Here is a 20262-nt window from a genome sequence, read left to right as displayed (position 1 = left end):
TATATATAATGACACAACAACATGATAATTCGAAGGAGCGCTTAGAAACCGCAATTTTTGCAGGGGGTTGCTTCTGGCACACCGAGGCGGCTTTTCGAAAGCTTGATGGTGTTTCGACTGTGTATGCCGGTTATACGGGGGGATTAATGAAATATCCGACGTATCGACAAGTTGTTTCTAATACAACGGATCATCTCGAAGCCGTCGAGGTTCATTACAATCCGGACGCGATTACGTTTAACGAGTTGCTTAAGACTTTCTGGCTCAACTTTAATCCTAGGGAATCTGCTATTTATTACACCAGCCATGAACAGAAAGAGTTGGCTGAAGCATCCCAAGAGGACACGGCCAGACGTTTAGATCGACCGATTGCAACAAAGATTGCTGCTGCAACAACGTTTTATAAAGCGGAGGAAGAACATCAGAACTATTACGGGAAAAATGGTTTAGCTTCTTGCGCAATTAAATCCTGAAGGGGAGGGAATTGAACATGTCCACAAAACAAGGTTCCATTGGAAGTTTCAACAAACAAGAAAAGCTGAAATCGCTGACTGAACTTCAATATAACGTCACTCAAAATGGCGCGGACGAGCGACCTTTTCACAACGAATACTGGGATAACCAAGATGAAGGGATCTACGTAGACATTGTTTCAGGCGAGCCGCTGTTTAGCTCAAAGGACAAATACGACGCGCAGACAGGTTGGCCTAGTTTTACAAAGCCCGTGGATTCGGACAGCGTTGTGCTTAAACGCGATGGTTTTTTCGGAACCGCAGCCAGAAGCAAGAATGCGGATTCCTTCCTTGGCCATGTGTTCAACGATGGTCCTCCATCTACGGGACTGCGTTTCTGCATGAACTCTGCCGCCATGGAATTTATTCCGAAAGCGGATCTTGAGAAAAGAGGCTACGGCGCTTATAACGCATTATTTGAATAGTGAGCTGATAGGTAAAGGAACGGCAGTCGTAAGTTGGCTGCTGTTTCTTTTGTGATGTGATGCGGAAATGAGTTAGTGCCCTGCAAATCTAGTGTTACAATGGGCGTATAGTCATTATATAACTCATCAATAAAGGTGGTAGTCAAAGTGGCAATGAAGCAAATTCGAATCGGCACGGTAGTCGGCGGCGGAAACGCAGTGCAGGTGATTCCACAAATCGCGCAATATGGCTTCGAATCCTACAGCTTCACATTTGGGCAATCAACAAATGGCATAGATCTGAAAGAAACAGCAAAACAAGTCAATGAATTGGCAGCAAAGCATAACTTCGTTATCTCTTCTTTAGGTGTATACGGTAATCCGCTGACTGGAGAAGGCGACAATGCGGATACACTAGCCAGTTGGGAACGGTTGATTGATCACGCACATTTATTCGGAACGGATATCGTTGCCGGCTTTACAGGGAGACTGACGGGACAATCCATTGAGGCTTCGATTCCCGCATACGCCAAAGTATTTGGTGAGCTGTCCCGCAGAGCTGCCAGTAATAATGTTCGGATTGCGTTTGAGAATTGCGCTATGGGAGGCACATGGGCTTCCGGGGACTGGAACATCGCACATAATCCGACTGCTTGGGAGATGATGTTTCATGCCATTCCATCGGATAACATCGGCTTACAATGGGAGCCCAGTCATCAAATGGATTCGTTGATCGACCCGATTCCGCAGCTGCGTAAATGGGTGGACAAAGTGTTTCATGTTCATGGCAAAGACGCTACCATCGCCTGGGATATCATAAAGGAGTACGGTATTCGTGGGCCCAAGCGTTTTGTTTGGGATCGAACACCGGGTTTCGGCGATACGAATTGGTCGGATATTATTACCATTCTCATGCAAGCGAACTATCAAGGAACAATTGATATCGAGGGCTGGCATGATCCCGTTTATAGGGACGAGCTTGAAATGACAGGACAAGTCCATGGATTGAATTACTTAAAACAGTGCCGAGGAGGAGCCTACGTTCCCAACCCCATCTAAGCGGCAAATAGACAGCTAGGTTCCGGCCGCTTTGCATCCCTGAGGGATGCAAAGCGACCTCTATTTGCATGGAAGTAAAGTGCAAAAAGCTTATTATGAGCCGTTGGCTCTACGACTCTTTACTCAATACAAGTTACAAAATGTTACAAAACTAGCGATTGTTGCTTCGGCTGAAGAGCTCTATAATAGAGCTATACACAACATTATCGATAATCGATAATCGATAATGTTAAAAGGAGCAGTGAACGCTATACGCAGCCCTCATGTGGATTACCCGGTCAACTCGATAAGCGAACATGTTTATGCAGACTTGAAGAAGGCTATTCTCGAAGGTGTTCTTCAGCCGGGCTCCCGCATAATCGTCACGGAGATCGCGGGTAAATATCAGGTCAGTCAAGCGCCGGTACGGGAAGCGCTCGAAAGGTTGAAGCAGGAAGGCCTTATCATCGGCGTTCCGAACAAAGGCTCTGTCGTATCCACGATCACTGCGAAGGAAATAAAGGATATTTACGTGCTGCGTGAAATCATCGAAGGTTTCGCTGTCCGGCAATCCATGCCGCTGTTAACGGAAGAGGACTTTGATTATCTGCATCACATTATTGGCGAAATGGACATTGCCAATCGACAACAAGAGATGATGCGCATATTGGAGCTGGACATGGATTTCCATGCATTCTTTTATAAACGCTGCGATAATCAGGCCGTTTTGGAGCTGTGGAATCATATGCGCACCAAAGTGATGCGGTTTATGGCGATTTCCAATCGGCACTATACAACCGAGGTATTGGCCGAGTGGCATCTTCTGCTTATCGATGCCTTACGCTCGGGAGATCCGGATGCGGCAGCGTCGGCTTTTATCGAGCACATGCACGCCTATAAAATGATTGATCTTGATTAGCAGCATGAGCAGCATCGCACACCTTGGTGAACATCCATTCGTAAAGGGGATAGAGCATGCTAAGCGAAGGGCTGTTGTATAAGGATGATGTCATTTTGACTTGGATGAGAGACCGATTTCTGCAAGATCTTGTTTTGGGTCGCAAATCTAAAAGCACGAATGTGAAAGAAAACTTATCTCGTTTGAATTTGAATCCGTATTTCACTTATCCTGCATTAGCGCTACTTGAGCCGGCCCCGTCTAATTTAGGTGAGCACGAGAAAGTGCTGCTTGAGGAAATGCGGGATTATTTGGAGCAGCAGGTACCTAGTCACACCGGAACGATTGTGTTTGTAGATGATCAGAACCGAATTGGCATGTTGTTCTCGTGGGAATCCAAGGCGGATCTGGAGACGATTCAAGCCAAGCTGAGCGGGCAATTCGGCCTGCAGGTCAATATCGCTGTAGGAAACCCGTGCAGCCAATTGATTGACATCAACCAATCGTATAAACAAGCATGCTACGCACTGCAAGATAAATTTTATCGTGGAACCGGCCATATCAGCTATTACAGTGAGCTCCCAGAGTATCTGGAATGTCCGGATTATCCGGGGGATAAGGAGATTCAATTGCATGAAGCTTTAAAGACGGCAGACTCCGCTTCCGAAATTGAAGAGGCTGTTGAAGACTTTTATCATTCATTGCTTGTACAAGGACCGGTCGATATCAAGGCTATGTATGAATTAACGGCTCGCTTATTAATGGGAACGGAGAAGCTGATGCTTTCTGCAGCCAATAATGATAACGCTTACAATAAATTGGAAATTATGTGCATTGCAAAGATGCAAACCCTGCAGGAAATTAAACACTATGTCTGCCATTTCTTGTCCGGCGTAAGAGACGTCATGTCAACCGATCAGAAGGAGAGCCACCGCAGCATTATTAAGAAAACGATTTACCACATGGAGCAGGAGTACCAGGAGTTGTCCCTGCAAAGCGTAGCGCAGAAGGTCTATATGACACCGACCTACTTAAGTCTTCTCTTCAAGCTGAACACCGGCAAAACCTTTATCGAGCATTTGACTGACATCCGGATTGAGAAGGCTAAGAAGCTGCTCTGCAGCACGCATTATAAGAATTATGAAGTGGCCGAGCAGGTCGGTTACCAAGATCCTCGTTATTTCAGCCAAATTTTCAAGAAGAAGGTTGGCGTGTCCCCGACGGAATATCGGGAAACGGTAGTGAATTAGACGATTCGTCAGCCAAAGAAAAAGACTCCGGAGAGCGTTCTAAACGCATCCGGAGTCTTTCTTATTTGCTCATAACTACAAACGTACCTCATGACTGTGACTGTCACCGTCGTCTTTTTGCGCTGCTGCTTCAAGTTCCGATTCCCACGTTAAATGGCGGTATTCCTCTGCTGCCTGATCACCCTCGAACCAGCCCATAAAGTCATTCCACATGGCAATCGTCCAAGGGGAATCGATTTGGGCCGTGGAGTAGACGCCTGCCTTCAGACGGACGAAACCGAAGATGTCGCGGACCTGCGATTTCTCAGCCTGCACGACCGTAAGCTCGGCGAGGTGCGGCGGAATGAAGATTACGCCTGCAGGGGTACCGAGCACGATATCGCCGGGAAGGCAAATCGCCTTGCCGATGCGAGTGGGTACATTCATGCCTACCATCGTAACATCCGCGATGGCAGTAGGATCGCTCCCCCGATAATAAACATTGATATTGTCGATTTCGACAATCTGCTGGTTATCGCGAATGCCGCCCCATATGACTGCGCCGCCGCGTTTCGTGCGGGTCGATATCGCAGTGCTCAGATTGCCGCCAACATACGTGCCGAGGTGAACCTTGTCGAACATATCGACAACGACGACATCATCCTCCACAAGGGAATCAATCACCCACTGGTTGAAGAACCCTTTCCGTCCTTCCTGCTCATGGCCATACTTTAGAAGCGTTTCATGCAGATCGGGACGCTTAGGAACCATGACGGCGGTTACTGCCCGGCCGACCATGATCTTGTCCGGATGAACGATTTTGAAATCACCCTCGAATTGAAAGGTGTAGCCGTGGTTCCAAAGAGGGCCCCATGCTTCCTCCAACGTGATCTTTCGCATGCGGCGCAGTACATCCTCCGAAACTTTAGGACGGCCATTCGGGAAGCGTTCCCCTTCCCATTGGGGAGTAAGCTGTACAATATCCTCCGGGTTATCGAATCTCACTTGCAAGCACCTCTTTCATTCGGGTTAGGAAATCATTGCCTATTCTTAAATCTATTGTTAAGGACATTCCGGGAATTGTCGATGCGACATTTTTAAGGCATTTCAGGAGGATCGCATAATAATTTCACCTATCGCAAAATCGTTTTAAATAAATCAAACAAATTCGTAAAATCGTCTCCTTCTCTCATGTAACCGTTTTCTATTAGAGTAAAGACGAGCAATACCTTACAGTTTCATTACAAACGATCAAGAGAAAGAGGAGGAGATCCATGGGTGACAACTGAAACGTTAGCCCAAGCATCCCGCACTGAGGTGGAACGAGCTTCCTTGCGCAAGCGCAAAAACAGGGAAGAGACCAATGTGGCCGGGTATCTATTTATCGCCCCGTGGCTGATCGGATTCCTATTGCTTACGCTCTGGCCGATCGCCCAATCCTTCTATCTATCCTTTACGGAGTATTCACTGCTGGAAGCCCCGGTTTGGACCGGGACGGACAATTACGCCAACATTTTCAGAAATGACGATACCTTTACCAAATCATTAAGCGTGACGTTCATCTTCGTCCTGATCTCGGTTCCGCTCAAACTGTTCTTCTCGCTGCTGGTCGCGATGGCGCTGAGCAAGAACATTCGAGGGATGAATGTTTACCGGACGGCGATCTACTTCCCTTCCTTAATCGGCGGAAGCATCGCGGTAGCCGCACTTTGGCGCAATATGTTCGGTTTAGATGGCTACGTCAACCAAGTGCTGTCATGGTTCGGCATTCAAGGCTTAGGATGGATCACGAATCCGGATACCTCGCTGGGCACGCTCATTCTTCTGAACACGTGGCAATTCGGTTCAACGATGGTTATTTTCTTGGCCGGGCTCAAGCAAATCCCTCAGGAACTATACGAGTCCGCCTCAGTAGACGGCGCTGGACGATTCCGCAAGTTCGTCAGCATTACATTGCCGATGCTCTCGCCGGTTATGTTCTTTAACCTCGTGCTTGGCGTTATCGGTTCCTTTCAAACCTTTACTTCGGCCTTCATCATCACCAAAGGAGGACCGATCAACTCCACTTACATGTATGCGTTGTTCCTGTATGAAAAAGCCTTTAAACACTACCAAATGGGCTACGCTTCCGCACTGGCATGGATATTGCTGGTCATCGTCGCTGTACTGACCGCGCTTAATTTCTTGGCCTCACGGTATTGGGTATTTTACGAGTCGGATGGAGGGAAGGCCAAATGACTACGATTCGGTTCAAGCTCTCCAATCATCTGTTTCTCTCCCTATTCTCGCTCTTGATGCTTTATCCGGTGATCTGGTGGATCGGCGCTTCCTTGAAGAAAGCGGAAGAGCTGAGGTTGCCCACGATATGGCCTTCCATTCCCATGTGGGAGAACTACAGCAACGGCTGGAATTTCTCTGCCGACTACAGCTTCGCGCACTTCTTTGGCAACACGCTGCTGATGGAGCTTGGCAACGTAACAGGCGGCGTGCTGACCGCTGCGATCGTGGCTTACGGCTTCGGGCGGCTTCAATTCAAGCTCCGCGGCTTCTGGTTCTCGATTCTATTGCTTACGATGATGCTGCCGGGCCAGGTTACCGTGGTGCCGCAATACATTCTGTTCAATAAGCTCGGCTTGGTGGACAGCTATGTTCCGCTGGTGCTGCCGCACTTCTTCGGCGGGGGAGCGTTCTTCATCTTCCTGCTCGTTCAATTTATTCGCGGCATTCCGCGTGATTTGGATGAAGCGGCCAAAATCGACGGCAGCTCGGTGTACGGCATTTTCTTCCGCATTATTTTGCCGTTGATCAAGCCTGCGCTTGTTACGGTAGCCATCTTCACCTTCATCTGGAGCTGGGATGATTTCTTCGCACAGGTTCTGTACATAAGCTCCATCGATAAGTTTACCGTGGGTCTGGCGCTTCGCATGTTTATCGACCAGTTCGATATCCAGTGGGGACAATTGCTTGCAATGTCCTTCGTGTCCATCATGCCATCTGTCATCATCTTCCTATTTGCCCAGAAGTATTTTGTGGAAGGGATTGCTACGACCGGTTTGAAAGGTTAGCCCATCATAAAGCTAATTCGAGAGGAGATTGAACGGATGAAAAGAAAAGGATCAGCTAGTTTACTGCTAATGAGCTTGGCTCTGACACTAGTGGTAACAGGGTGCAGCAGCGGAGGGGGAAACAGTAAGAATAACGGCAATAATGCCGCCGTTGCCGAGACGGGGTCTGACAATGAACCAACGAAGGATAACGCGGAGGCGACACAGTTAAGCATCATGTGGTGGGGGCCGGATGCGCGCCATGAAGCTACGAAGAACGCGCTGTCGATTTACACCAAGCAGCACGCCAATGTGACGTTTAAGCCAGAATTCATGGCCTGGGATGCTTACTGGCAGAAGTTACCGACGCTGGCTGCATCCAAATCGATTACCGATGTGCTGCAAATGGATGCCGCGTTTCTTCAAGAGTATGTAGCGAGAGGGCAGCTGGAGGATTTGTCCGATGTTGATTTAAGCGGAATCGTGGATCCGAAGGTCATTGAGAATCTGAAGATCGACGGAAAATTATACGGAATTCCTCTGAGCCAGAACGCGGCGGGAGTCGCATTCAACAAAGAGGAACTGGAGAAGTACGGCATTGCACTGCCGAAGCAGAACTGGACCTATGATGAGTTTTTCCAATGGGCGAGGGATGCCCGCGCCAAGCTGCCGGAGGGCAAATATCCGATCGGGGATTCGGGCACATGGGATTCATTCAATTTCTATCAGACCTCCATGGGCAAGGATCCGGTCATGGCCGATGAGGGCAAGAAGTTTACGCTCGACAAAGATTTGTTTATGACCTACTACAAAACGTACGAAGAATTCCGTAAAGCCAAAATCGTGCCGCCCGCGGAACAAGCAGCCGCATTCCTCGAGAATGATCCGCAAGCTGATCCGATGGCATCCGGCGTGCTTATGACACGCGGCGCAACGACCGGTTCGGTAAGCGCGCTGGAGCAGCTGATGCCCGGGAAAGTAGGCGTCGTCAACATGCCGGTCGGTCCGTCAGGAGGCGGCTGGGCCCAATCGACGATCTTCCTGAGCGTCAGCGCGAATTCCAAACATAAGGATGAAGCCAAGAAATTCGTACAATGGTTCATTTCGGACAAAGAAGCCGGCAATGCACTTGGCCTGACTCGCGGGATTCCGATTAACCCGGAGATTTATAAGGTTCTTGAGCCGACGCTCGAGCAGAAGGACAAGCTGGGCAAAGAAATCTATGACCTTTCGGTTGAGAAGGCGCTGCCGTTCTATTCGGCCGCTCCAGGGTTTTCGGAGTGGGTGGATACGTATAAGAAGGAGATGGAGGTCGTCTCCTACGGTCAGCAATCCATCGAGGACGCGTATGACAAGATCAATAAAATGGGTATGGATTTGGCGACAAAAGCCGCATCCAAATAAATATAAAAGGAGACCAAGCCTATGAAGCTCGCCGAATTTTTCTCCTCTCAGCCTTCTCAGCTGTGGGAGCTTGCGAAACAAATGAACATCAATTATGCGGTCGGAGGCCTTCCATGGGAAGAGAAGACCGAGAAGTCTTGGGATTTAATGCCTCTTATTCGAATGAAGCAGCGTTATGCCGATCACGGCTTAGAGCTGTCCGTCATCGAATCGATGCCTCCGAGCAATCATATTAAGCTCGGTACGGCGGGACGCGACGAGGAAATCGAGATTTTCCAGAAGTTCATCCGCAACATGGGTGCAGCCGGCATCCCGGTGCTCTGCTACAATTTCATGGCTCAGTTTAACTGGTTCCGTACGTCCACAACGACCAAGACACGCGGAGGCGCCCTTGTCTCAAGCTATGACCACAGCCTAATGAAGAATGCTCCGCTGACGGAAGCGGGAATTGTCACGGAGGAGCAGCTGTGGGAGAATCTCCACTATTTTATGGAACGGATCGTTCCCGTTGCGGAGGAAGCCAAAGTCAAACTGGCGCTGCACCCGGATGATCCGCCGATTACGCCGATTCGCGGCGTCTCGCGTATACTTCGAAGTGCGGATGCGCTGCAGCGGGCAATTGATTTAGTCCCAAGCCCTTACAACGGTATCACGCTGTGCCAAGGAACAATGGCTACGGCAGGTGAGGACATTCCTAGTGTAATCCGCCGTTTTGCCAATCAGGATAAGCTGTTCTTCGTCCACTTCCGCGATGTGCGCGGCAACCAGGAGAAGTTCGAAGAAACTTTCCATGATGATGGCAAAACGAATATGCTCGAAGCGATGAAAACCTACTACGAAGTCGGATTTACAGGTCCGGCAAGACCGGATCATGTGCCGACGATGGCCGGTGAAACGAACGAGAATCCGGGTTATGAGCTGCTCGGAAGACTGTATGGCATCGGTTATATCAATGGATTAATAGAAGCCGCTTCGGCAGGGTAACACAAAAAGTCCGCCGGTCATCTTAATGACCGGCGGACTTTCATTGTATAAGCTTTAGCTCCAGAGCCGGTCACTGGAATGGTAGATATTCCAATGATCCGTCGATTCCCATAAGCCCGGAATTTCGGGATGCAGATGCTGCTTTAGCACCTCATCATTCAAATCGTCTATGCCAAGCCCCGGCGCATCCGTAAGGGTCATAAATCCGTTCTGCACCAGCTTCTTCGGCAGCGTATTGCCAATGATGATGTCATCCCACCATTCCACTTCGCAGGAGTGATACTCCAGCGCAAGGAAATTCTCGGTGGCGGCGGCGACATGTGCGGCCGCCAAACATGCGATCGGACTTTCTGCCATATGAATCGCCATGGCGACTCCATAATCCTGCGCCATATCGCCGATTTTCTTGGTTTCCAGAATTCCGCCTGAAGTCAGAACGTCAGGATGGATGACGGATACGCCGCCAGCTTCGAGAAGCGGTCTGAAATTCTCCTTCAAATAAATATCCTCGCCGGTGCAGATTGGTGTCGTTACCGCGCGCGCCAATTTCGCATACTGCTCTGTATATTGCCACGGAATCATATCTTCCATCCAAGCCAGATTGAATTTCTCGACCCGGCGGCCTAGCTTAATGCAATCTTCCAGCCCGATATGGCCGAAATGGTCGATCGCAAGCGGCACTTCATAGCCGATTACGGCACGTACATCCGCTACATATTGCTCAAGTATATCAAGTCCTTTCTCCGTCACATGAATGCCTGTGAACGGATGAGCGATATTATTTATATCATAATGACGATTTCGGTTGTCGCGAATTTGATCCTCTGTCAGTTCTGCGGCGTTTTGGCCGTAGCGTCTTCTCGAAGTGTTCCTCATTTCTTCAAGAAAACCGAGGGGAGCGCTCAAAGTTCCGGGCTGGTCCATGAGCTGCCCGATGCCGAGGTCCATCTTCAGGAACGTAAATCCTTCTTCCATACGTTTCCTTAAAGCATGTCCCATGGCCGTACCGGTATTTTTCCCGCTGACGTCCGTGTCGCAGTACATCCTGATTTTGTCGCGGAACTTGCCGCCGAGCATCTGATAAATCGGCACACCATACGCTTTGCCTGCCAAGTCCCAAAGCGCGATTTCAAGTCCGCTGACGCCGCCGCCTTGACGGGCATGTCCGCCAAATTGCTTAATCCGGCGGAATAGTTTGTCGATATTGCATGGGTTTTCGCCCAGCAGCCTGCCTTTCAAGTGTGCCGCGTATACCTTGTCCGCTCCGTCGCGTACCTCTCCAAAACCAACTAGGCCTTGGTTTGTATACACTTTAATCAAACTGCTATGAAACGGACCGCCAACAATGTCGGTGAAACGGATATCGGTGATGCGCAGCTCCGATGGATTGGAATGCGTGGATACGTGAGCAAGTGTTTCTTCATAGGTGTTTGGTTTGTTCATCAATTTCATTCACCCCGATTTATGGAAGTTGCGATGCAACTTAATCTTAGTGAATTGCGGCGGTCGGTTACGATACCGTAAAGTTATGATTTTGTTTGATTTCTTTGGAGAAAATATTGACATCGAAAATAGATAAATTCTTGTGTCACACATTGAAGTCCTCCGTCGTTATATCTGTGTAAAACGCAAAGAAAGAAAATAATCAACACTAGTCCTTATAGGACAAATTATAAATAGGAGGAATTATTATGAAAATTGTAGTTATTGGTGGAAGTGGACTTATTGGATCCAAAGTTGTGAAAAACCTTCGTGAGCTTGGTCATGATGTAGTGGCGGCATCACCATCCTTAGGCGTCAACACGATTACAGGTGAGGGGCTTTCTGAAGCGCTGGTTGGTGCGCAGGTAGTCGTCGACGTGTCGAACGCACCTTCATTTGACGATGAGCCCGTAATGGAGTTCTTCCAAACGTCGAACAAGAACCTTCTTGCTGCTGAAGCAGCCGCCGGAGTAAGTCATCACGTGGCACTGTCGGTCGTAGGAACCGAGCGCCTTCTCCAAAGCGGATATTTCCGCGCGAAAATGGCCCAAGAAGAGCTAATCAAAGCTTCTAACATTCCGTATACGATCGTCCGTGCGACGCAATTCTTCGAATTCATCGGCAGCATCGCCTATGTAGCGACTGAAGGTGATACCGTTCGTTTACCTTCCGCCCTTACGCAGCCTATGGTTTCGGATGATGTTGCAGCCGTAGTAGCGGATTTCGCTGTGGGATCGCCTGTGAATGGCATTGCGGATACAGCCGGCCCGGATCAAATTCCACTCGTCGAACTCGTTCGACAGTTCTTGAGCGCAACGGGAGACCCGCGTCAGGTGATCACAGATGAGAATGCGCGCTACTTCGGTACAATAGAGGTGAATGATCAATCTCTTGTTCCGGTCGACAGCAACCCACGGATTACGGAGACTCGTTTCCGGGATTGGCTCAGCCGTACCACGTCTCAAGGATAATTGAGTCGCGTTGCCTAGTATGAAACAGAAAGGAGCAGATGCCGCGGCATCTGCTCCTTTCTGTTAATTTGGAGAAATCAGGAAATAAAGGTTGACGGCGAAATTCTCGCATGATACTATAATCCACATAATAACAAAGTAATCTCATCGGAATAATAAAATATCAACCGGACAACCGGAGACCACGCTTTAACAAAGGCGCTGAGTCTCCTTTTTTATTGGGTAAACGACTGGATGACCAGAGGTTCAAACCGCTAATTTACTTGATTGATGAGATGAATACGAGTCGACCGTTCAACCGGAGACACAACATGTACCCTATGTTGTGTCTTTTATTTTACCGTAAGGGAGCATTCATGGATGGAATACGTTGACAGCGAGGCCGCTCTGCAAGAGGCCAGAGTGCTGCCTCACAAAAAGCCCGTTAGGCGAAAATTAAAGCTCATGAAGTACGTCTGGTTTAATCGTTATCTGTATTTGATGCTGGTGCCGGCACTCGTCTATTACTTGATTTTTCATTATATCCCGATGTATGGGGCGGTCGTTGCCTTCAAGGATTTCAGCATTATGAAAGGGATACTGGGCAGTGATTGGGCAGGCATGAAGCATTTCGAATACTTGTTCTCCCAGGATAAATTCTGGCAGGTCATCAAAAACACGGTGATCATTTCGCTATACCGGCTTACCTTTGGATTTCCGGCTCCGATTATCGCAGCTCTGCTCTTGAACGAGGTCAGGGTGAAGGTGTTCAAGCAGACGATCCAGACGATCATTTACCTGCCTCACTTTATTTCCTGGGTTATTCTTGGCGGCATTCTTATTAATTTGCTATCCACGGACAGCGGCATCGTCAATAACGTGATTAAGCTGTTTGGAGGTACGCCTATCGGATTTTTGAGCGATGAATCTTATTTTCGCAGCACGCTTGTCTTCTCGATGATTTGGAAAGAGTTCGGCTGGAACACGATCATCTACATGGCTGCGTTGTCCGGAATCAGCCCGCATCTGTACGAAGCGGCGGTCATCGACGGTGCCAATCGTTTGCAGCGGCTAGTATATCTCACGATCCCGCTGATCAGGAGTACCATTGTGCTCATCCTCATTCTTCGGCTGGGCGGTATTATGGAAGCTGGCTTCGAGCAAATCTTCGTGCTCTATCATCCGGGTGTATATCGTGTCTCAGATATTATCGACACCTATGTATACCGAATTGGCTTAACGGATGGAAGATTCAGCCTAGCGGCAGCGGTTGGATTGTTTAAATCCCTGATCAATTTTGCGCTGCTCGTTATAGCAAATTGGCTTTCCAGGAAGATGGGGGAACAGGGTGTTTACTGATACAGGAGGGGGACTATGCATTACACCAGCAGGGCAGGAAAGCTATTCAACTCGTTCAATGTCATCTTTCTGACCATAGTAGCTATCGTTACGGTGTATCCATTCTGGGATACGCTCGTTGTATCCGTCATTCCGCTGGAGGAGTACCTCGGTTCCAGCATTCATCTATTCCCCAAACAAATCACATTGGAAGCTTATACGTACTTGTTCTCGATGAACGAATTATGGAAGTCATACGGGGTGACGCTGTTCATCACGGTTGTGGGAACGGCGCTTAATATGATCCTCACGGTGCTGGCGGCTTATGCGCTTTCGAGGCCCGGACTTAAGGGGCAGCGCGTGATCATGTTTCTTCTCGTATTTACGATGATGTTCAGCGGCGGTATTATTCCGACCTATCTATTGGTCAAAGAGCTAGGCATGATGAACTCGGTATGGGCGTTGATAATCCCGAGCGCTCTCAATACTTATAATCTGATTATTATGAAAAGCTTCTTCTCTTCGATGCCGGATAGTTTGGTTGAAGCAGCCAAGATCGATGGCAGCAACGACCTGGGGATCCTGTTCAGGATTGTAATTCCTTTATCAATGCCGGCGATTTCCACCATTACACTCTTCTATGCCGTAACCCGGTGGAATGATTTTTTCAACGCGATCTTCTTCATCAGCGACAAGGAGCTGTGGCCTTTGCAGCTGTTCTTGCGAAGCATGCTGTTCGAGAACGAATCGTCCTACTCGGGAGGCGGCGACAGCCTGTTTCTCCTAGGGCCATCCATCAAGATGGCGACTGTCATGGCGGCTTCCATTCCGGTCATGCTCATGTATCCTTTTTTCCAGAAGTATTTTATCAATGGCGTCTTGATTGGCGGGGTCAAGGAGTAACTCCTTCACTATAAAAAAATGATCTAACGGGAGGAAAGAGAAATGGTTGAGAGGAAAGGGTTAACAATGAAAAAGTGGGTGATCGGTCTGGCTGCGGTAGCGCTGATCGTAACGGCGGGCTGCTCCAATAAGCCGGACTCCACGGAAGCGAGTGCGAACAATTCCGGTTCCAGCTCCGGTTCCGCTGCGGAAGAACCGTATGAACTCGTGTATTTGACCACCGGCGATCAAGGAGCAAAGCCGCTGGTGCCGAACGATCGCATTGTTGCCGAGATCAATAAGCGGCTGAACATCAAGCTGACGATCAAGATATCACCGGAGTTTTCGTATGACAAGATTAACGTGGCTATTGCGAGCGGGGATCTTCCTGACGTTGTGACCACGCTGTATCCTTCCTCTTCCATTTCCCAATGGATCAAAGAAGGCATTCTGGTTCCGCTGAACGATTATTTTAAGGATACCCCTACACTTAAAGCCAAGCTCGACAACGGTTTGCAGTGGACGGCCGTAGACGGAAAATATTACGGATATCCTTTCGTGAGCGGCATGGAAAAGTCGAATTACACCGTTCAATTTCGCCAGGATTGGCTGGATAAGCTGAGCCTGCCGCATCCGAAAACGCTGGATGAGTTTCACAGCACGCTGAAAGCCATCGTGGAGAAAGACCCGGATGGCAACGGCAAGGCCGACACCTTCGGCTTTATCACGAACAAGCCGGTTGCCGGAGACGCACTCACCGCATTCGATTTTGTTCTATATGCGTACGGACTGCCATACGCTGACTATGCCTTGAACGATAAAGGAGAAGTTATCCCACGGTTCGAAGACCCCGCCTTCAAGAAAGGGATTGAAGAGCTGCGGAAATGGTACGAGGAGAAGCTGATCGATCCCGAATATATCATTTATGACCGACCGACCAAGGAACAAAAGTTTTTCCAAAGCAAGGCAGGCGTTATGGATGGTCCATTATTCCGCCACGTGAGCCGCGTCGAAGGCAGCCTGCAGCAGGTCAATCCCGATGGGAAGCTCGGATTCGAAGCGCCGCCGGCAGGACCGGACGGCAAACAAGGTATGGCTACGCGTCCGAAGACCGCTTTTTTCACAGCGGTTACCAATAAGGCCAAGAATCCAGAGAAGGCGGCCCAGTTCATCGAGTTCATGCTGTCCAAGGAAGGCCGCGACCTGCTGCAGCTCGGCATTGAAGGGGTCCACTACACGAAACAAGGCGATAAAATTACGTACAACGAGGCGGAACGCGAGAAAGACGGATTTGCTCCGAACGGCTGGAGCCATCCGCTTGCATGGGGTAACGTGACTTGGCCAATCGACGAGAACTACTTGCCGCAGACGGAGAAGAACATTGATCGTGCCATCGAATCTGTCAAAGTCGCATCGCAATATTTTGTGCCAAATCTCATTACCCGCAAGACGGATTCTGAGATTGAATATGGAAAAGCGGTTAATGAAGTGTATAACCAATATTTCGTAAACCTCTTGAACGGCAAGCTTGACGTGGATAAGGGGATCGAAGAGCTGGGTAAAGAATGGCGTCAGGCCGGCGGCGATAGCATCCTGACAGAGATTAACGAAGAATACAAGAATCAAGATGCCGGCAAATAACCGGAGAAATGAAGGAATTTGAACTTATTTCAAAAACAAGAATAGTGAGGAGAATGTGCGATGGCTAAAACGATTACGACTGAGGAACGTCCGCGGCAAATTCCAGACCGAGGTATTAAAGGCGGCCCTCGTATTATTAATCGGCTGCCGGAAGGCGTAGAAGAGCAGCCGTATACGCTGTTTCGCGTAAAGCCTTACGGCCCGCTGATCGGCGCAGAAATCGAGGGAGTCGACCTGCGCAATCCTGTCTCGCCGGAGTTGCAGAAGGAGCTGAACCGCGCACTGCTGGAATGGAAAGTGATTTTCTTCCGTGATCAGGACATTACGAGCGAACAGCAGCAAGCGTTCGCCCGTTTATGGGGGGAGCTGGAAACCCATCCTTTCCTGCCCCAAGGAAAATCGAATGAGGTCGTGCGCTTCGCGAAGAATGATAAGAAGCCCGGGCACGAAAATAACTGGCATTCGGATGTTAGCTGGCGGCTGACGCCTGCGCTTGGCTCGGTCTTACGCCTGACAGAGGTGCCTCCACTCGGAGGAGATACGCTGTGGTCGGATCAAGCGGCTGCGTATGATAATCTGCCTGATGAGGTGAAGCAGCGAATCGACGGACTTACGGCGATTCATGATTTCACTCATGTCTTCGGGGTGAATCTTCCTCCCGAGGAATTGCAGCTCAAGCAGGAGGAATTCCCGGCAGCCGAGCATCCGGTCGTACGTACTCACCCTGAAACGGGAAGAAAAACGCTGTTCGTCAATCCGAACTTTACGGTGCGAATCGTAGATCTGGAAGCGGATGAAAGCGAGTCTCTCCTGTCGTATTTGTTCCGCCATTCGCAGCTGCCCGAGTTTCAAGTCCGCTTCCGCTGGGAAGCGAACTCCATTGCATTCTGGGACAATCGCGCCACGCAGCATTACGCAAATTCCGACTATTTCCCGAACCGCCGCGTAGCGGAGCGGGTGGCCATTGTAGGCGATCGGCCTTATTAAAATATAAGAAAGTATAAGTTTCACCTTATACCATGCTTATATTTCACCGGAATGAAACGCGCTTCTCCGCCGAAAGGACGGCGACAGCCGTTTCACCTTGGGAAGAGAAGAGCCCGCGATTGACGTGGGCTCTTCAGCCGTTGACAAATGGCTTGGACAGGCACAGATCGCAGTTCTCGGTGCTTGCGAAAATAGCGATATCAGTGGAGTTATTTGGCATCCGCGAAACTTCGCTCAACGGTTTGGTGCCACAGATAGTCGGTGGAATGCGCTAACGAATCGTATGGAGCTTATTTGTCCAATAATAGCCCCGAAATAATTCTAACGAATCGTAGGAGCCCTATTTGATGGTTTTGGAGGTGTTGGGAGCCGATTATCTCCAAATAAGGCTTCTACGGTTCGTTAGACGCTCCAAGCCTCGAAATTCGGCCAAATAACGCCTCTACGATTCGTTAGATTTTCAGCTTTATCGAAAGTTTGAAGAACCCGCGATTGAAGTGGGCTCTCTTCCTATTTTGGGATTGGAGGAGAACAATGTTGAGTAATACGAAAGAGAAGCCAAATCTACTATTTATTTTAATCGATGACATGGGCTGGATGGACCTCGGATGCTATGGCAGCATCTTCTATGAAACGCCTAACTTGGACCGGCTTGCCGCAGAGGGGGTGCGATTTACCGATGCTTATGCTGCCGCACCTGTCTGTTCGCCCACCCGGGCCAGCATCATGAGCGGTAAATATCCGGCGCGTGTTGGCGTAACCAACTGGATCGGCGGCCATACGGAAGGAAAACTGATCGATGCCCCTTACATTCGGCATCTTCCGCTGCAGGAGAAAAGCGTGGCAGCCGCATTGAAGGAACAAGGCTACCAGACGTGGCATGTGGGTAAATGGCATCTCGGCGGTCGTGAGCATTATCCGGACCGGCACGGTTTCGATGTCAATATAGGCGGAAGCAGCTGGGGAATGCCGATGAATGGCTTTTTTAGTCCGTATGGCATTGAGACGCTCGAGGAAGGGCCTGACGGTGAATATTTAACTGATAGGTTGACGGACGAGGCAATAACGCTGATCCGACAAAATGATGGAACGCCATTCTTTCTGAATTTATGGCATTATGCCGTGCACATCCCGATTGAGGTCAGTGCAAAGCTCACCAAGCGTTTCGCGGAAAAGGCGAAAGCACTTGGACTGGATCGGGTGGAAGCGTTTGTCGAAGGAGAGCCCTTCCCGTGCGAACATAAGAAACATTTGCGTGTACAGAGGCGCATCGTGCAGTCGGACCCTGCATACGCGGCGATGATTTATAATCTCGATTGGAATATCGGTCGATTAATAGACGCCTTGGAAGAAACGGGGCAGCTGGACGACACGGTGATCGTGTTCACGTCCGACAACGGCGGTCTGGCAACGGCCGAAGGTTCGCCGACCTGCAACAGTCCCCTTCAAGAAGGAAAAGGCTGGATGTACGAAGGTGGCGTGCGGGAGCCTCTCATCATCCGATGGCAAGGCATTACAAAGCCGGGCAGCATCAGTGAGGTTCCGGTAACGAGCCCTGATTTTTATCCGACCCTGCTGGAGATGGCGGGACTGGACCTGCTGCCGGAGCAGCATAGGGACGGCGTAAGTTTAGTTCCCGTACTCAAAGGTGAGGAGAGCCTCAGCCGGGAAGCTATATTCTGGCATTACCCCCATTACGGCAATCAAGGGGGAACGCCGGGGTCGTCGGTGAGAGAGGGAGAGTACAAGCTCATCGAGTTTTTCGAAGACGGGCGTTTGGAGCTGTATAACTTAAGAACCGATCTATCGGAAGAGCACAATATTGCAGAGCAGCATCCTGAACGGACCGAACAGTTGCGTCAGAAGCTTCATCACTGGCGAGAGCAGATTCATGCCATCATTCCCGAGGAGAATCCTAAAGGAGGAGCCGCAGTTTATGAATAGTAGGCCTAATATATTGCTGATTACCAGCGATCAGCAGCACTGGAATACCATTGGGGCGTTTAACCCCGAGATTTCCACGCCTAATCTGGACCGTCTGGTCCGAGAGGGTACCACCTTCACGAGGGCTTACTGCCCGAACCCGACATGTACACCGACTCGAAGCTCCCTAATCACAGGGCTTTATCCAAGCCAGCATGGGGCATGGACCTTGGGAACAAAGCTGTCCGAGAAGGTGCGGACGGTCGGGGAGGATTTCCTTGAGGCAGGGTATGCAACGGCTTTGGTAGGGAAAGCTCACTTTCAGCCGCTTATTTCCACGCCGGAGTATGCTTCACTGGAATCCTATCCGGTGCTTCAGGATTTGGATTTCTGGAAAGCGTTTGATGAGACCTATTACGGTTTCCGGCATGTGGAGCTGGCCCGAAACCATGCGAATGAAGCCCACATCGGCCAGCATTACGCCATTTGGCTGGAGGAGAAGGGCTGTTCGAACTGGAGAGAATACTTCGTAGGTCCGACCGGTACGATGGATAAGTCAGTTGCCCATAAATGGGACATTCCGGAGCAGTACCATTATGATACTTGGATTGCGGAACGGACGAATACTCTATTAGAGCAGTACAAACGGGATGACACGCCATTTTTTCTATGGTCCAGTTTCTTCGATCCACATCCGCCTTATCTCGTTCCGGAACCTTGGGATACGATGTACGATCCCGCCAAGCTGACGGTTCCGCGGGCTGCAGCCCATGAGCATGATTCGAACCCGCCGCATTTCCGGATGGTGCAGGAGGAGAACCCGGATTTCAGCAGCTATAAAGAAACGGGCTTCGGCATCCATGGCATGCATTCGCACAGGCATGAGGAGGACGAACTTCGGAAGGATATTGCAACCTACTACGCCATGACCAGCTTAATGGACAAATACATCGGACGCATTCTCGACAAGCTGGATGAGCTTGGTCTTACGGAGAATACACTGGTTGTGTTCACATCCGATCACGGCCATTTCTACGGTCATCACGGCTTGACGGCAAAGGGGCCGTTCCATTATGAGGATCTTATCCGTGTACCCATGCTGGCCCGTTTTCCTGGACAGGTTCCAGCGGGAGCAGTGAACAACTCCATGCAATCATTAGTGGATTATGCGCCAACTTTTCTTCGATATGCCGGACTTCAAGTGCCTTATACGATGTCTGGTAAGGATCAATCACAGGTGTGGAACGGTCTGCAGCCTGCCGCAAGGGATCATATTCTGTGCGAGAACCACCATGAGCCTACGACCATTCATCTGAAGACTTATGTGGACGAACGTTATAAGCTTACGGTTTATTACAAGCAAGAGTATGGGGAGCTCTTTGATCTGGCAGAAGATCCAGAGGAACGGATTAACAGATGGAATGATCGGGATTATGCGGATATTAAATCTAAGTTGCTGCTCAAGTATGCCTGGGCCGGATTGGAGCAGGAACCGCTGTTTATGCCGCGTATCGCGCATGCGTAGTTTCGAGAAAGCACCTAGCAA

18 protein-coding genes are annotated in these 20262 nt (G+C 49.6%); 16 read left to right on the top strand and 2 right to left on the bottom strand.

All coding sequences use genetic code 11. The features are described 5' to 3' along the window. Positions 1 to 8: 8 nt before the first annotated feature. From msrA to AC506A_RS21330, 5 genes are all read left to right on the top strand, one after another. Positions 9 to 473 (top strand): peptide-methionine (S)-S-oxide reductase MsrA, encoded by a 465-nt coding sequence (msrA, locus tag AC506A_RS21350; protein ID WP_495463028.1) that lies wholly within the window; start codon positions 9 to 11, stop codon positions 471 to 473. 17 nt (positions 474 to 490) lie between these two features. Further along, entirely contained in the window at positions 491 to 937 is a 447-nt protein-coding gene (gene msrB, locus AC506A_RS21345; protein WP_495463027.1) for a peptide-methionine (R)-S-oxide reductase MsrB, read from the top strand. A gap of 153 nt (positions 938 to 1090) precedes the next feature. Continuing rightward, positions 1091 to 1975 (top strand): sugar phosphate isomerase/epimerase family protein, encoded by an 885-nt coding sequence (locus tag AC506A_RS21340; RefSeq protein WP_495463124.1) that lies wholly within the window; start codon positions 1091 to 1093, stop codon positions 1973 to 1975. Positions 1976 to 2216: 241 nt separating this feature from the next. Then, entirely contained in the window at positions 2217 to 2873 is a 657-nt protein-coding gene (locus AC506A_RS21335) for a GntR family transcriptional regulator (protein ID WP_495463026.1), read from the top strand. A 56-nt stretch (positions 2874 to 2929) separates the two neighbouring features. Then, complete coding sequence (locus AC506A_RS21330; RefSeq protein ID WP_495463025.1) at positions 2930 to 4102, top strand: helix-turn-helix domain-containing protein; 1173 nt, start codon at positions 2930 to 2932, stop codon at positions 4100 to 4102. 75 nt (positions 4103 to 4177) lie between these two features. Here the strand turns inward: AC506A_RS21330 and AC506A_RS21325 are convergent, their stop codons facing one another. After that, complete coding sequence (locus AC506A_RS21325) at positions 4178 to 5086, bottom strand: RraA family protein (RefSeq protein ID WP_495463024.1); 909 nt, start codon at positions 5084 to 5086, stop codon at positions 4178 to 4180. Between the two features lie 312 nt (positions 5087 to 5398). Here AC506A_RS21325 and AC506A_RS21320 point away from each other — a divergent pair, with 312 nt between their 5' ends. Genes AC506A_RS21320 through AC506A_RS21305 form a run of 4 tightly spaced genes read left to right on the top strand, consistent with a single transcriptional unit; the run spans position 5399 to position 9513 of the window. Then, the gene (locus AC506A_RS21320) at positions 5399 to 6319 is read left to right on the top strand and encodes a carbohydrate ABC transporter permease (RefSeq protein WP_495463123.1); all 921 of its coding nucleotides are present in this window, start codon (positions 5399 to 5401) and stop codon (positions 6317 to 6319) included. Next, positions 6316 to 7146: a carbohydrate ABC transporter permease gene (locus tag AC506A_RS21315; RefSeq protein ID WP_495463023.1), complete on the top strand. Its 831-nt coding sequence runs from the start codon at positions 6316 to 6318 to the stop codon at positions 7144 to 7146. The genes AC506A_RS21320 and AC506A_RS21315 overlap by 4 nt, the downstream gene beginning before the upstream one ends. 36 nt (positions 7147 to 7182) lie before the next feature. After that, positions 7183 to 8529 (top strand): ABC transporter substrate-binding protein, encoded by a 1347-nt coding sequence (locus AC506A_RS21310; protein ID WP_495463022.1) that lies wholly within the window; start codon positions 7183 to 7185, stop codon positions 8527 to 8529. Positions 8530 to 8550: 21 nt separating this feature from the next. Next, a complete protein-coding gene (locus AC506A_RS21305; RefSeq protein WP_495463021.1) occupies positions 8551 to 9513 on the top strand; it encodes a mannonate dehydratase in 963 nt (320 codons plus the stop codon). A 54-nt stretch (positions 9514 to 9567) separates the two neighbouring features. On the opposite strand, the gene AC506A_RS21300 is transcribed toward AC506A_RS21305, so the two are convergent. After that, entirely contained in the window at positions 9568 to 10956 is a 1389-nt protein-coding gene (locus AC506A_RS21300; protein ID WP_495463020.1) for a mandelate racemase/muconate lactonizing enzyme family protein, read from the bottom strand. A 248-nt stretch (positions 10957 to 11204) separates the two neighbouring features. Here AC506A_RS21300 and AC506A_RS21295 point away from each other — a divergent pair, with 248 nt between their 5' ends. From AC506A_RS21295 to AC506A_RS21265, 7 genes are all read left to right on the top strand, one after another. Next, entirely contained in the window at positions 11205 to 11966 is a 762-nt protein-coding gene (locus AC506A_RS21295; protein WP_495463019.1) for an SDR family oxidoreductase, read from the top strand. A gap of 360 nt (positions 11967 to 12326) precedes the next feature. After that, positions 12327 to 13304: an ABC transporter permease gene (locus tag AC506A_RS21290; RefSeq protein WP_495463018.1), complete on the top strand. Its 978-nt coding sequence runs from the start codon at positions 12327 to 12329 to the stop codon at positions 13302 to 13304. 15 nt (positions 13305 to 13319) lie between these two features. After that, positions 13320 to 14186, top strand: a complete 867-nt coding sequence (locus AC506A_RS21285) for a carbohydrate ABC transporter permease (RefSeq protein WP_495463017.1) — start codon at positions 13320 to 13322, stop codon at positions 14184 to 14186. A 42-nt stretch (positions 14187 to 14228) separates the two neighbouring features. After that, positions 14229 to 15806 carry an extracellular solute-binding protein gene (locus AC506A_RS21280; RefSeq protein WP_495463016.1) on the top strand — a complete coding sequence of 526 codons (1578 nt, stop codon included), beginning with the start codon at positions 14229 to 14231 and terminating at the stop codon, positions 15804 to 15806. Positions 15807 to 15866: 60 nt separating this feature from the next. Then, positions 15867 to 16793 carry a TauD/TfdA dioxygenase family protein gene (locus tag AC506A_RS21275; protein ID WP_495463015.1) on the top strand — a complete coding sequence of 309 codons (927 nt, stop codon included), beginning with the start codon at positions 15867 to 15869 and terminating at the stop codon, positions 16791 to 16793. Between the two features lie 534 nt (positions 16794 to 17327). After that, entirely contained in the window at positions 17328 to 18737 is a 1410-nt protein-coding gene (locus AC506A_RS21270; protein ID WP_495463014.1) for a sulfatase, read from the top strand. Next, positions 18730 to 20241: a sulfatase family protein gene (locus AC506A_RS21265; RefSeq protein ID WP_495463013.1), complete on the top strand. Its 1512-nt coding sequence runs from the start codon at positions 18730 to 18732 to the stop codon at positions 20239 to 20241. Before AC506A_RS21270 ends, AC506A_RS21265 begins: the two co-directional genes overlap by 8 nt. Positions 20242 to 20262: the final 21 nt, after the last annotated feature.

The organism is Paenibacillus sp. N22P23 (assembly GCF_059383735.1).
This window is presented reverse-complemented; position numbering and strand designations above follow the sequence as displayed.

What these genes read in the sequence shown, in the direction of transcription:
- AC506A_RS21285 (WP_495463017.1), top strand. Translation starts at nt 13,320, where the DNA reads ATGCATTACACCAGCAGGGCAGGAAAGCTATTCAACTCGTTCAATGTC.
- msrB (WP_495463027.1), top strand. Translation starts at nt 491, where the DNA reads ATGTCCACAAAACAAGGTTCCATTGGAAGTTTCAACAAACAAGAAAAG.
- AC506A_RS21315 (WP_495463023.1), top strand. Translation starts at nt 6,316, where the DNA reads ATGACTACGATTCGGTTCAAGCTCTCCAATCATCTGTTTCTCTCCCTA.
- AC506A_RS21265 (WP_495463013.1), top strand. Translation starts at nt 18,730, where the DNA reads ATGAATAGTAGGCCTAATATATTGCTGATTACCAGCGATCAGCAGCAC.
- AC506A_RS21280 (WP_495463016.1), top strand. Translation starts at nt 14,229, where the DNA reads ATGGTTGAGAGGAAAGGGTTAACAATGAAAAAGTGGGTGATCGGTCTG.
- AC506A_RS21295 (WP_495463019.1), top strand. Translation starts at nt 11,205, where the DNA reads ATGAAAATTGTAGTTATTGGTGGAAGTGGACTTATTGGATCCAAAGTT.
- AC506A_RS21305 (WP_495463021.1), top strand. Translation starts at nt 8,551, where the DNA reads ATGAAGCTCGCCGAATTTTTCTCCTCTCAGCCTTCTCAGCTGTGGGAG.
- AC506A_RS21275 (WP_495463015.1), top strand. Translation starts at nt 15,867, where the DNA reads ATGGCTAAAACGATTACGACTGAGGAACGTCCGCGGCAAATTCCAGAC.
- AC506A_RS21330 (WP_495463025.1), top strand. Translation starts at nt 2,930, where the DNA reads ATGCTAAGCGAAGGGCTGTTGTATAAGGATGATGTCATTTTGACTTGG.
- AC506A_RS21310 (WP_495463022.1), top strand. Translation starts at nt 7,183, where the DNA reads ATGAAAAGAAAAGGATCAGCTAGTTTACTGCTAATGAGCTTGGCTCTG.
- AC506A_RS21340 (WP_495463124.1), top strand. Translation starts at nt 1,091, where the DNA reads ATGAAGCAAATTCGAATCGGCACGGTAGTCGGCGGCGGAAACGCAGTG.
- AC506A_RS21300 (WP_495463020.1), bottom strand. Translation starts at nt 10,956, where the DNA reads ATGAACAAACCAAACACCTATGAAGAAACACTTGCTCACGTATCCACG.
- AC506A_RS21290 (WP_495463018.1), top strand. Translation starts at nt 12,327, where the DNA reads ATGGAATACGTTGACAGCGAGGCCGCTCTGCAAGAGGCCAGAGTGCTG.
- AC506A_RS21270 (WP_495463014.1), top strand. Translation starts at nt 17,328, where the DNA reads ATGTTGAGTAATACGAAAGAGAAGCCAAATCTACTATTTATTTTAATC.
- msrA (WP_495463028.1), top strand. Translation starts at nt 9, where the DNA reads ATGACACAACAACATGATAATTCGAAGGAGCGCTTAGAAACCGCAATT.